The organism is Priestia endophytica, assembly GCF_026790145.1.
In the GTDB taxonomy this organism is placed as follows: domain Bacteria; phylum Bacillota; class Bacilli; order Bacillales; family Bacillaceae_H; genus Bacillus_I; species Bacillus_I endophytica_A.
Genome location: NZ_JALAMS010000020.1, coordinates 71,572 through 84,575, shown reverse-complemented (window position 1 = coordinate 84,575; position 13,004 = coordinate 71,572). Strand labels below are relative to the sequence as shown.

Annotated in this window: 13 protein-coding genes; 12 read left to right on the top strand and 1 reads right to left on the bottom strand. The window is 37.9% G+C overall.

What is annotated here, in order from left to right:
* The first annotated feature begins 16 nt into the window (after positions 1-16).
* The 3 genes from mnmA to MOC86_RS16735 all read left to right on the top strand — a co-directional run bounded on the left by mnmA (position 17) and on the right by MOC86_RS16735 (position 4,267).
* Complete coding sequence (mnmA, locus tag MOC86_RS16745; protein WP_243517490.1) at positions 17-1,129, top strand: tRNA 2-thiouridine(34) synthase MnmA; 1,113 nt, start codon at positions 17-19, stop codon at positions 1,127-1,129.
* Positions 1,130-1,232: 103 nt separating this feature from the next.
* Positions 1,233-1,889 (top strand): tetratricopeptide repeat protein, encoded by a 657-nt coding sequence (locus MOC86_RS16740; RefSeq protein WP_268585156.1) that lies wholly within the window; start codon positions 1,233-1,235, stop codon positions 1,887-1,889.
* Positions 1,890-1,903: 14 nt separating this feature from the next.
* Positions 1,904-4,267 carry an ATP-dependent RecD-like DNA helicase gene (locus tag MOC86_RS16735; RefSeq protein ID WP_268585155.1) on the top strand — a complete coding sequence of 788 codons (2,364 nt, stop codon included), beginning with the start codon at positions 1,904-1,906 and terminating at the stop codon, positions 4,265-4,267.
* Positions 4,268-4,308: 41 nt separating this feature from the next.
* Here the strand turns inward: MOC86_RS16735 and MOC86_RS16730 are convergent, their stop codons facing one another.
* On the bottom strand, positions 4,309-5,037 hold the full coding sequence (locus MOC86_RS16730) for a ZIP family metal transporter (RefSeq protein WP_268585154.1): 729 nt from the start codon (positions 5,035-5,037) through the stop codon (positions 4,309-4,311).
* Positions 5,038-5,342: 305 nt separating this feature from the next.
* On the opposite strand from MOC86_RS16730, the gene MOC86_RS16725 reads away from it, so the two are divergent.
* The 9 genes from MOC86_RS16725 (at position 5,343) to MOC86_RS16685 (ending at position 13,002) form a co-directional block, all read left to right on the top strand.
* Positions 5,343-5,534: a hypothetical protein gene (locus MOC86_RS16725; protein ID WP_040056833.1), complete on the top strand. Its 192-nt coding sequence runs from the start codon at positions 5,343-5,345 to the stop codon at positions 5,532-5,534.
* A 15-nt stretch (positions 5,535-5,549) separates the two neighbouring features.
* Positions 5,550-5,690 (top strand): YrzQ family protein, encoded by a 141-nt coding sequence (locus tag MOC86_RS16720; RefSeq protein WP_019391380.1) that lies wholly within the window; start codon positions 5,550-5,552, stop codon positions 5,688-5,690.
* 95 nt (positions 5,691-5,785) lie between these two features.
* On the top strand, positions 5,786-6,850 hold the full coding sequence (locus MOC86_RS16715) for an AI-2E family transporter (RefSeq protein WP_268585153.1): 1,065 nt from the start codon (positions 5,786-5,788) through the stop codon (positions 6,848-6,850).
* A gap of 327 nt (positions 6,851-7,177) precedes the next feature.
* A complete protein-coding gene (alaS, locus tag MOC86_RS16710) occupies positions 7,178-9,808 on the top strand; it encodes an alanine--tRNA ligase (protein ID WP_268585152.1) in 2,631 nt (876 codons plus the stop codon).
* A gap of 77 nt (positions 9,809-9,885) precedes the next feature.
* Positions 9,886-10,155: an IreB family regulatory phosphoprotein gene (locus MOC86_RS16705; protein ID WP_019391383.1), complete on the top strand. Its 270-nt coding sequence runs from the start codon at positions 9,886-9,888 to the stop codon at positions 10,153-10,155.
* 1 nt (position 10,156) lies between these two features.
* A complete protein-coding gene (ruvX, locus tag MOC86_RS16700) occupies positions 10,157-10,576 on the top strand; it encodes a Holliday junction resolvase RuvX (RefSeq protein WP_061802065.1) in 420 nt (139 codons plus the stop codon).
* A 21-nt stretch (positions 10,577-10,597) separates the two neighbouring features.
* Positions 10,598-10,876, top strand: coding sequence for a DUF1292 domain-containing protein (locus MOC86_RS16695; protein ID WP_019391385.1), 279 nt, complete (start codon positions 10,598-10,600; stop codon positions 10,874-10,876).
* 233 nt (positions 10,877-11,109) lie between these two features.
* Positions 11,110-12,204, top strand: a complete 1,095-nt coding sequence (mltG, locus tag MOC86_RS16690) for an endolytic transglycosylase MltG (protein WP_268585275.1) — start codon at positions 11,110-11,112, stop codon at positions 12,202-12,204.
* Between the two features lie 156 nt (positions 12,205-12,360).
* Positions 12,361-13,002: an O-methyltransferase gene (locus MOC86_RS16685; protein ID WP_268585151.1), complete on the top strand. Its 642-nt coding sequence runs from the start codon at positions 12,361-12,363 to the stop codon at positions 13,000-13,002.
* Positions 13,003-13,004 lie beyond the last annotated feature (2 nt).

Here is a 13,004-nt window from a genome sequence, read left to right as displayed (position 1 = left end):
GGAGGAAGAGAAAAAAATGAATAAAGCACCAAAAGATACCCGTGTTGTCGTTGGAATGAGCGGTGGCGTTGATTCTTCTGTTGCGGCTCTTCTTTTAAAAGAGCAAGGCTATGATGTCATCGGCATTTTTATGAAAAACTGGGATGACACAGACGAATTTGGAGTTTGCACAGCAACAGAAGATTACAATGATGTCATTCGAGTCTGTAATCAAATTGGCATTCCATATTATGCGGTCAACTTTGAAAAACAGTATTGGGACAAAGTATTTACGTACTTTTTAGAAGAATATAAAGCAGGACGTACACCAAACCCTGATGTTATGTGTAATAAGGAAATTAAATTTAAAGCTTTCCTTGATCACGCAATGACCCTTGGAGCAGATTATTTAGCAACAGGTCACTATGCGCGCGTTGCTTATCGTGATGGGGAATACAAAATGTTGCGTGGCATTGATGAAAACAAAGACCAAACGTACTTTTTGAATCAGCTTACACAAGAGCAACTTTCAAAAGTGCTATTTCCAATTGGTGAACTTGAAAAATCACGTGTGCGCGAAATTGCAAAAGAAGCTGAGCTTGCAACAGCAACGAAGAAAGATAGCACAGGTATTTGTTTCATTGGAGAGCGTAACTTTAAAGAGTTCCTAGGTCAATATTTACCAGCACAGCCTGGTGAAATGCGTACGTTAAGCGGGGAAGTAAAAGGCAAACATGACGGCTTAATGTATTATACAATTGGCCAACGTCAAGGTTTAGGTATTGGTGGAAGCGGCGAACCTTGGTTTGTTGTTGGAAAAGATCTTGAAAAAAATATTCTTTATGTTGATCAAGGCTTTCATAATGATCTTCTTTACTCTCATTCTCTTATTGCCACAAATGTCAGTTGGGTAAGTGATAAGGAAATGGGTGATGAGTTAACATGTACGGCGAAATTCCGCTATCGTCAAAACGATTATGGAGTAAAAGTGGAAAAGATTGATGAAAATCATATTCGCGTTGTGTTTGATGAGCCTGTTCGTGCAATAACGCCAGGACAAGCTGTTGTACTCTACAATGGAGACGAATGTCTCGGTGGTGCAACAATTGATGAAGTGTACAAAGAAAGTGAACGACTAACTTACGTATAACAACAAGCCCTAGCCTTTTAAAGGCTAGGGCTATTGTGTATGATAGACATATGGATTTAGAAACTATAGGTATTTACATAAATTTTATTTGGAGTGAAAAATAGTGGGCGATTTAAATGCAAAAGGAATTCAATATATGCAAGAAGGTAAGCTAGAGGAAGCAGCTAAAGCTTTTACAGAAGCAATTGAAAAAGAACCAGGAAACGCGGTTTCTTATATTAATTTTGGTAACTTGCTTGGAGCTGTTGGAGAAAATGAGCGAGCTTTGCGTTTTTTTGATAAAGCACTTGAGCTTGATGAAACAGCAGGAACAGCACATTACGGGGCAGGAACGATTTACTTTGAAGGCGAACAGTTCCAAAAGGCACGTGTAGAGTTTCAAAAAGCGCTTCAAAAAGGGGTAGATTCAAGTGATGTTCACTTTATGCTTGGTTTAACATTCATGAATGAAGATCAAGTGAAACTGGCGCTTCCGTATTTACAGAGAGCAGTTGAATTAAACGAAGAAGATATAGAAGCAAAATTTCAATATGGTTTGTGCTTAGCACGTCTTGAAATGGTAGATGAGGCAATCCAACAATTTTCAAGCGTTATTGAAAAAGATAAAAACCATGCTGATGCTTACTATAACTTAGGTGTTGGTTATGCCTATAAAGAAGATGGAGAAAAGGCATTAGAAATGCTGGACCGGGCGCTTGAAATTGATGAAGGTCACCTGCTTGCAGGCAATGCAAAACGAATTTTAACACAGTCCGAATAGAGGGGGTGTGTGCCATGCAGGAAGAGTTAAAAAATGTTGTAGACAAGAGTGATGACCGTCCATTTGTGAAGGGAAAGATTTCAGCAACTATTTTTCATAATGAGGATAACTTATATACGGTAGCTAAAATTTCGGTTGGAGAAACGAATGTTCATATTAGTGATGACAACCTTACTGTCACCGGTTATCTTCCTCCTTTACATGAAGGAGAACGATATACATTTTATGGACAGTTAAAAGAACATCCACGTTTTGGATGGCAGTTTCAAGCGGATATGTTTCAAAAAGAGCTTCCACATTCAAGAGAAGGCGTTATCTCTTATCTTTCAAGTGACCTATTTAAAGGAATCGGAAAAAAAACAGCTGAAAAAATTGTGGATACACTAGGAGACCAAGCTATTTTACGTATTCTTCAAGATCGTGAGAATTTGCGAGGTGTAGCAAATCTATCAAGTGAAAAAGCTGATGCTCTTTATGAAGCGCTTGTCGAAAACCGTGGTTTAGAAGATGTTATGATCAAGCTTTCTCAATATGGATTTGGCCCTCAGCTTTCCATGAAAATTTTCCAAATGTATAAGCATGAAGCGCTACAGATTATTAATGAAAATCCATATCAGCTTGTGGAGGATATTGACGGGATTGGCTTTAAACGGGCAGATGAGCTTGGAGGAAAACTAGGTATTAAAGGAGCTCATCCAGATCGGATTCGAGCGGGACTTGCTTTTGTAGTTGAAAAACAATGTGTACAAGATGGGCATACGTATTTATCTCAAACACAGCTTTTTGATTGGACTGTTGAACTTCTACGTTCAGATGAGGAAATCAAGATAGAGGATTTAGAACAAGGTCTCGCGGCATTAACAAAAGAAAAGAAGCTTTTTGTAAAAGAAGAAAGAATCTACATTCCATCCCTCTACTATGCGGAAAAAGGAATAGTGAACGTTATTGAGGATATTTTAGCTCAAACTCAGTACGAAGATCAATTCCCAGAGTCGGAGTTTCTCCTAGCGCTTGGTGAACTTGAAGAACGCTTAGATATCCAATATGCGCCGTCTCAGCGTGAAGCAATTCAAAAAGCGCTGATGTCACCAATGATGGTTCTCACAGGAGGCCCTGGAACAGGAAAAACAACGGTTATTAAAGGAATTGTTGAACTGTATGCTGAGCTTCATGGCTGCTCTCTTGATCCAACTAGCTATAAAAAAGATGAACCTTTTCCAGTTCTTCTTGTAGCACCAACAGGTAGAGCCGCAAAGCGGATGAGCGAAGCAACAGGGTTACCTGCTGTTACAATTCATCGACTTTTAAAATGGAATGGACAAGAAGGATTTGATCATGATGAAGAAGATCCAATTAAAGGGCGTCTTCTCATTGTTGATGAAGTCTCAATGGTAGATACGTGGCTCGCCCATCAGCTTTTCCGTGCTCTTCCAGAAGATATGCAAGTAGTTCTTGTTGGAGATGAAGATCAGCTTCCATCAGTTGGTCCTGGGCAAGTATTAACAGACTTGCTAACATCAGATATTGTACCCGTTGTTCGGCTTGTGGATATTTACAGACAAGAGGAAGGGTCTTCAATTATTGAACTTGCTCATATGATTAAAGATGGAAAAATGCCTGATGATATTCGCAAGCCACAAGGAGATCGATCCTTTCTAACCTGTCATCAAGGACAAATTACCGAAGTTGTCAAACAAGTATGTCAGAATGCGATTAAGAAGGGATTTACAGCTCGGGATATTCAAGTGTTAGCTCCTATGTATAAAGGAAATGCAGGAATTGATCATCTCAATGTGGCCCTTCAAGAGCTTTTTAACCCTTCGTCACATAAAAGACGAGAAATTCAGTATGGAAGTGTTTCATATCGCGTTGGAGATAAAGTATTGCAGCTTGTGAATCAGCCAGAAAGCAATGTATTTAATGGAGACATCGGAGAAATTGTATCTGTTTTTTACGCAAAAGAAAATACAGAAAAACAAGATATGCTTGTTATTTCTTTTGATGGAAATGAAGTATCATATACAAAAGCAGATTTTAACCAAATTACTCATGCCTATTGCTGCTCTATTCATAAATCCCAAGGAAGCGAATTTCCAATCGTTGTACTGCCTGTTGTAAGAAGCTATTATAGAATGTTAAAACGCAATCTAATTTATACAGCTATCACTAGAAGTAAACAGTTTCTTATTCTATGTGGGGAAGAAGAAGCATTGAAAATTGGAATAAGTCGAGCTGATGATGGTAAAAGACAAACAACTTTAGCTTCGTTCTTAAAAGCAGACGAGCAAGAGTGGGATGAGAATGAAGCTCCTTTCATGAAAGATGCAATGATTGGGATGGAAAACGTTACCCCATATGATTTTATGGAAGTAGATTGAAAAAAGTCCACAAGGAAGGGGAAACTTCTTTGTGGACTTTTTTATGAAAAATTATTTAATAAAAGAGACACGAGTAGCCCAAGCGAAGTAATAAGTCCTGTTGTTGAACCGCTATCATCATATGCTTCAGGCATCATTGTTGAAGCGACCATTGCAATAATTCCGCCTCCGGCAAATGCGGCAATACTAGCCATAACAGCTTCAGAAGCACCATCAAGAAAGAAATATCCTGACCATGACGCAAAGGTGGAAATAGCAAGAACGGCAATCCATAAAATTAAGATTTTCCGCTTGGAGTATCCGTTATCTTTCATGCCTGCTGTGCTTGAAAGCCCTTCAGGAATATTGCTAATAAAGATGGCAATAACGAGCAGAAAACTTACAGAGTGTCCCTCTAAAAGACTTGCTCCAATCATAATGGATTCTGGTATTGCATCGATAATGGTTCCGATAAAGATAGCAATACCGCCGCTTGTAGCTGCATTTTGTTCTGATTGTTTCCGTTCTGCGGCTCCTTTTCGGGAAACCATATAATTGCAAAAAGTAAAAGTAACAGCTCCTGCTATAAACCCAATGCTTGTTGGAAGCACTCCACCGCTATTGAGGGACTCACCGAGAAGCTCATATGCCGCAGCTCCAATTAAGACACCTGTCCCAAAGGCCATAATATAACCAATTATCTTTTTTTGAATAGGAAGAAGCATCGCAGCTAGCGCGCCGATTAAAACTGCAGAACCTGAAATTCCGCCCCACATTGCTGCATTCCACATATAAATTGACCTCCCCTCAATGTACGAATACCCTGTAATCTTAGAGATAAACGGCTAGAGAGTGCTAAAAGAAATAGAACAAGTACATTTTTATTTTTTTAGGTTACCCTTGTAACATTAAAACATAACGAAATAATCCATATGAATGGAAAAGGTTACAGTACATGATTTTACCCAAATTCCATAACCTAAATGTAATCGAAGAAATAACTTAGGTGTTCAGGTTCTTCTGTTATGTAGTATGTTTTTCCATTATGGTGGAAACAATGGATAACACTTATAAACGAACAAAGAGGTGTTGTACATTGTTACGCTGTCCAAATTGTCAAAGTATTGATGTTGGGAAAATTGGAGTCAATCAATATTACTGCTGGGGCTGCTTCATTGAGATGACAATTTCAAAAGGGAAAATTAATACACATCAAGTTGAAGAAGATGGGAGCTTAAGTTCACTCGATGACTTGTTTTCAGATGAAGATCGAACAATTAATTTTTAATTTGGAGGAGTCGACATGAACAAAGTTTTTTCTTCTGTCCTTGCTTTAGGTGTTGGCTTATATGCATATAATCGTGTTACAGATGGTCAAAGCGATCTTTTTTCAAAACGAAATATGAAAAAAATGCGCAAGCGCGTTATGAAAAATTTTTCTTAACTAAAGCCTTTTGAATCAAAATGATTCAAAAGGCTTTTCTTTTGTGCATGTTTTTTTTCATTTAATCAAAACTATAGTTTGAAGGGAGGGAAGATATGATGAAAGCTGTATCTTTTCGCTGGCTTTATCGATTAAGTGTTTTATTACTACTGTTTTTAACGCTGTTTATCTTTTTTAAATTACAACATATATGGATGCCACTTTTATTTATGTTATTAAAAGTACTGTCTCCATTTATTGTAGCAGCACTTATTACATATTTGCTTCATCCAACAGTCGAGAAATTGCATAAAAGCGGGATTCAAAGACCTCTTGCTCTTTTTATTATTTACTTGCTCTTTTTTGGAGGAGTTGGATATGGACTTTATAAGGGAATTCCACTTTTTCTTGTTCAGGTAATGGAAGTGGGCGACCAGCTTCCTCTTTTTGTAGGAACATACAAGGAATGGGTAAGTGAAGTTCATTACCATACATCTTCCTTACCAGACGGTATTCATACAAAAATTGAGGGAGCAATTGATGATACAGAAAAAATGCTTGAAGGGATATTAAATCGAATTGCAGACAGTATTCGCTCTGCTTTTAGTATGTTTTTTCTTCTCATCCTCATCCCTTTTATTGCTTTTTATATGTTGAAAGACTTTGATAAAATAAAGCACTTTGTTTTTATCCTCACTCCTGCAAAATGGAGAGATAAAGGAAAGAGTTTTCTTAAAGATGTAGACCATTCCCTAGGGAGTTACTTAAGAGGTCAATTTCTTGTCTGTTTTATTATTGGAGCATGTGCAACAATCCTTTTATGGATTTTTCATATGCCGTACCCCTTTTTTCTTGGGACAATTATTGGTGTTACAAACATCATTCCATATTTCGGACCTGTTATTGGAGCGATTCCATCTGCTGTTATTGCTCTTACGATCTCAGTGAAAATGGTCATAATTGTAGTTATTATTATCTTCGTGCTGCAATTTTTAGAAGGCAATGTATTGTCTCCTCTTATTGTCGGGAAATCCTTGCACATTCACCCGCTTCTCATTATGCTAGCTCTTTTACTTGGAGGAGAAATTGGAGGGGTATTAGGATTAATTTTAGCTGTCCCGCTGTTAGCTATATTGAAAGTAACAATCACTTATATGAGATCCCCCTCTCCAAGTGATTGACAACCACATGGAAAGTTGTCTATAATAGCGCCATAATGGTTATAATATATAACAAAACGATGATGGAAAGAGTATGCTAAAGCCCGCTTACAAAGAGAGGAATATTCAAGGCTGTAAAATGTTCCAAGCGAAGAGTAGCAGAAAGCTAATCCGGAGTGTAGGCTTATAAACCTATCGTGCAGGCTACGTTAGTGCTCTATCGAGGTGACGAACGAAAGAGTTCGTAATCAGGGTGGTACCGCGAGTAATGCTCTCGTCCCTGCTATTAATGAGGGATTAGGGCTTTTTTTGTGTTTTCATTTACATAGTATACAAGGAGGAATTAGCATGAAAAAGCTAAGTTCAGCTGAAGTTCGCCAAATGTTTTTAGACTTTTTTAAAGAGAAGGGACACAGCGTTGAACCAAGTGCATCACTTGTGCCGCACGAGGATCCGACGCTGCTTTGGATCAACAGTGGGGTTGCTACTTTAAAGAAATATTTTGATGGTCGCGTTATTCCAGATAACCCTCGCATTTGTAATGCCCAAAAAGCAATCCGTACAAACGATATTGAAAATGTAGGGAAAACAGCACGTCACCATACTTTCTTTGAAATGTTAGGTAATTTCTCAATTGGGGAATACTTTAAAGAAGAAGCAATTGAATGGGCATGGGAGTTTCTAACAAGTGAAAACTGGATTGGATTCCAGCCAGAAAAGCTTTCTGTAACAGTTCACCCTGAAGACCATGAAGCTTTTGATTACTGGAAAGATAAAATTGGAGTACCTGAAGAGCGCATCATTCGTTTAGAAGGGAACTTCTGGGATATTGGAGAAGGCCCTAGTGGACCAAATACGGAAATTTTTTATGACCGTGGACCAGAATATGGTAATGATGAAAGTGATCCAGAACTATATCCAGGTGGGGAAAACGAGCGTTACTTAGAAGTATGGAACCTTGTGTTCTCTCAATTTAATCACAATCCAGATGGCACATACACACCACTTCCAAAGAAAAATATTGATACAGGTATGGGTCTTGAGCGTATGTGCTCAATCATCCAAGAAACAAAAACAAACTTTGAGACTGATTTATTCACGCCAATCATTAATGCAACAGAACAGATTTCAGGCTTGAAATACGGTGAGAATACAGATCATGATGTAGCGTTCAAAGTAGTTGCAGACCACGTTCGTACTGTAGCATTTGCTGTTGGAGATGGAGCTCTTCCATCAAATGAAGGCCGTGGTTATGTATTACGTCGTTTATTACGTCGTGCTGTCCGTTATGCAAAACAAATTAATATTAACCGTCCATTCATGTATGAGCTTGTTCCAACAGTTGCTGAAATTATGGTTGATTTCTATCCAGAAGTAAAGGAAAAAAGCGAATTCATTCAAAAAGTGATGAAAACAGAAGAAGATCGTTTCCATGAAACACTTCATGAAGGATTAGCAATCTTAAATGACGTCATTGCTAAAGAAAAAGAAAAAGATAGTACAGTCATTTCTGGTGAAGATGCGTTCCGTCTTTATGACACATATGGTTTCCCAATTGAGCTTACAGAAGAATATGCTGAAGAACATAACATGACAATCGATTATGAAGGCTTCAAAGCAGAAATGGAAGCACAGCGTACAAGAGCGCGTGAAGCACGTCAAGATGTGGGCTCAATGAAAGTTCAAGATGCACTTCTTGGGGATGTTAAAGAAGAAAGTACGTTTGTTGGTTATAGTCAAGAAAGCCTTCATACAGCTGTATCAGTTATTATTCAAGATGGTGAACTTGTGGAGGAAGCATCAAGTGGCGAAGTTCAAATAATGCTAAATGAAACGCCATTTTATGCAGAAAGCGGTGGACAAGTAGCTGACAAAGGAACAATCACAGGAGAAGGTGTAAAAGCTCTTGTCAAAGATGTTCAAAAAGCGCCAAATGGACAAAACCTTCACACAGTAGAAGTTGTAGAAGGAACACTAACAAAAGGTCAAGCCGTTTTAGCAGAAATTTCGACTGATAAACGCAACAGTATCGTGAAAAACCATACAGCAACACATCTTCTTCATCAAGCATTAAAAGATGTATTAGGTGAGCACGTAAACCAAGCAGGTTCTCTTGTAACACAAGATCGTCTTCGTTTTGACTTTACACACTTTGGTCAAATTCAACCTGAAGAGATTGAAAAAATTGAAACAATTGTTAATGAAAAAGTATGGGAAAGTATTCCTGTAACTATTTCAAACAAATCGCTTAATGAAGCGAAGAAAATGGGGGCAATGGCTTTATTCGGAGAGAAGTATGGTGATATTGTACGCGTTGTTCAAGTTGGCGATTATAGTCTTGAACTTTGCGGCGGTTGTCATGTTGAGAACACTTCTTCCATCGGTATTTTCAAAATTGTTTCAGAGTCAGGAATTGGAGCAGGAACACGTCGTATTGAAGCTGTAACAGGTCAAGCTGCTTACAAAGTGATGAATGAGCAAGTATCACTGTTACATCAAGCAGCAAGTGTGCTAAAAGCAAATCCTCGCGATGTTGTAACGCGTGTAGAAGGACTAAAAGACGAAATTCGTACACTACAACGTGAAAACGAATCTCTTGCAGCAAAGCTTGGAAACATTGAAGCAGGGAACTTAATCAATGAAGTGGAAGAAGTAAACGGTGTGAAAGTGATTGCTCATAGCGTTAATGGAGCAGACATGAATAACTTGCGTACGATGGTAGATGACTTGAAGAACAAAATTGGGACAGGTATTGTAGTCTTAGCTTCTGCTCAAAATGAAAAAGTAAATATTATTGCAGGAGTTACAAAAGACTTAATTTCGAACGGCTATCATGCTGGTAAGCTTGTTAAAGAAGTTGCTGCTGTATGTGGTGGCGGCGGTGGTGGACGCCCAGACATGGCTCAGGCAGGCGGGAAAGACCCAAGTAAAATTCAAGATGCTTTGTCCGCAGCGAAACAGTGGATAAAATCCGTTTAATTCATAGTACTTTTCGTGTACAATGAAAATAAGCATTAAAACTGTTTCTTTTGTTGACGATGAGTGAGGTGGAAAAAATGAGTTCATTTGATCGAACGATGAAATTTGATTTTCATGAAGACCCAGTAGACACAAACGTAAATGAAGTGCTTTTTACGGTTTATGAGGCACTAAAAGAAAAAGGCTACAACCCAATTAATCAAATTGTCGGTTATTTGCTATCTGGGGACCCAGCTTACATTCCAAGACATAAGGATGCACGTAACATTATTCGCAAGCTTGAACGAGATGAATTAATTGAAGAGCTTGTGAAATCCTATTTAAAGAACCACCGAGAGGAAGCGTAAATTGCGAACATTAGGATTAGACGTTGGTACAAGAACAATTGGTGTGGCAGCAAGTGATGCAATGGGATGGACAGCTCAGGGGATTGAAACAATTAAGTTCCCAGAAAACCAGCTGAACAAAGCATTGCCACGCTTGGAAGAACTTATTAAAGAACACGAGGTAAGCAAAATTATCGTTGGATTACCTAAAAATATGAATAATACAATTGGTCCAAGAGGTGAAGCTTGCCTTTCCTTTGCAGAAAAGCTAAAATCAACATTTGACCTTGAAGTTGAAATGTGGGACGAGCGTCTTTCAACAATGGCTGCACAGCGCATGCTTATTTCTGCTGATGTAAGCCGTAAAAAGCGTAAACAAGTAATTGATAAGATGGCAGCTGTCGTTATTCTGCAAGGTTATTTAGATAGCAAGCAATTTTAAAAAATATAATGAGGTGACAAAATGGATCACGGAGAACAACATATCACAGTAATTGACGAAAATGGAGACGAGCAGCTTTGTGAGGTTATTACAACATTCCACTCTGATCAGTTCAACAAAGCGTACGTTCTTTATTCTCCAATTGCTCAATCAGAAGAAGAAGGCGAAGTAATCGTTCATGCATCTAGCTTCATTCCAAATGGAGAAGGCGAAGATGGCGAACTTCAGCCAATCGAAACTGAAGAAGAATGGAACATGCTTGAAGAAGTGCTATATGCACTTGATTCAGAAGAAGAGTAAAAAAGTAAAAGTCGCTTCCTAAGCTTAGGAAGCGGCTTTTTTATGTGCCATAATTTGTATCTTGAGCAGAACAGAGTAAATTTAAGCATAAAGAAAAATTATGCAAGAAGGGAGAGGTGTTTTTTGTCTAATATTGGCGAAAAATAGTTAAAGATGTAGTATAATTAATCGCGGAAAGGGAGGAGTGACGATTGGCACGAAAAAATAAACCGATTGATTTTTCACAAACGTTAATGCAGCAACAAAATGAAGCTAAAAAAGTGCGCAAAGCGGTTTTGTGGGTGTTGTCGATTTTATTTGTTTTATTCGTTGGTTTAGCGCTTGGGCTTTATATTTATATTCACTCAGCTCTAAGCCCTGTAGACGAAGAAAACAAGAAAGAAATTATTGTGTCTGTGCCAACAGGCTCAACAGTTTCTACAATTGCTCACACGCTAGAAGATAAAGATTTAATAAAAAACGCTACTGTGTTTCGCTACTATGCTAAGTTTTCTAACTTAAATGACTTCCAAGCAGGAAACTATGAGTTCACAAAGGCAATGAGTCCAAAAGAGATGATTAATCGCCTGCAAGAAGGAAAAGTATCAAACAAAGCAACTGTTAAAATTACTGTTCCAGAAGGTCGTCAGCTTGATGAAATTTCTACTCTTATTTCAAAGGGAACGAAGTTCTCAAAAGAGGAAATAGAGCAAAAGTTAGATGATAAAGCTTTCATTAACAATATGAAAAAGAAATATCCGGATTTAGTTACATCTGAGATTGATAACGCAAAGATTAAGCATCCTCTAGAAGGCTATTTATATCCTGCTACATACTCTTTTTATAAGAAAGATGTTCCATTAGAGGAAATTCTAGAAGCGATGATTAAAAAAACAAACAATGTGATTGCTCCATATCAACCAGAGATTAAAAAACAAAAAACGACGGTTCATAAAATATTAACAATGGCATCTCTTGTCGAAGAAGAAGCAACAGACCAAACCGATCGCAAAAAGATAGCGAGCGTATTTTATAATCGACTAGAAAAGGATATGCGTCTTCAAACAGATCCAACTGTTCTTTACTCACTAGGAAGTCATAAAGATCGAGTACTTTATAAAGATTTGGAAGTGGACTCACCTTACAATACGTATAAGGTAAAAGGTTTAACACCGGGACCAATTGCAAATGCTGGGAAAGAATCGATTGAGGCTGCTTTATCTCCTGAACAAACGGATTATGTATATTTCTTAGCAACAGAAAGTGGAGAGGTCATCTTTACAAAAACGCTTGAAGAACATAACAAGGAAAAAGAAAAGCATATTACAGAAGAACGTTTTCAAAAATAAATACGACAAAAAAGGTTGTGAATCTTTCACAGCCTTTTTTGTGAGAAAGATTATTTTCGTAGTATAAAGGTTTACTCTATAGGGGAAAACCTTTATAATATTAGAATTGTAGTTCTATATCAATCAACAGGACTGAAATGATCGGAGGAAAGACAAGTGCTTTCTCATGAAATAAACGCTTATATTGAAAATCTAGTTCCAAAAAGAGATGATTTGTTCCTAGAAATGGAGCAGTATGCTTTAGAAAATCACGTTCCAATTATGGAGCTTGTTAGCATTGAGTCTCTTCTGCAAGTTTTACGCCTTTATCAGCCAAAACGCATTTTAGAAATTGGCACAGCAATTGGCTATTCGTCTTTAAGAATGGCAAAAGAGCTTGGAGCAGAGGTTGTAACAATAGAACGTAATGAAGAGCGATACAAGCAAGCAAAACGCTTTTTAGCTCAATCAGATCAACAAGAAAATATTACCCTTATCTTTGGTGATGCTTTAGAAGCTGTGGAAAAAGCAAACGCCAAAGCACCTTATGATGTCATTTTTATCGATGCGGCCAAAGGTCAATATAAGCGTTTTTTTGACGCTTATACACCAATACTTTCTGAACGAGGAATTGTTGTCAGTGATAACGTGCTCTTTAAAGGATATGTAACAGGAGAAATCCAAGCTGAAACACGTCGTAAGCGAAGTTTGATTAAGAAGATAAATGACTATAATGAATGGTTAATGGGTCATTCAGATTTCCAAACGGCAATATTACCAATTGGAGATGGAATCGCAATTAGTACACAAAAGAGGTGAAA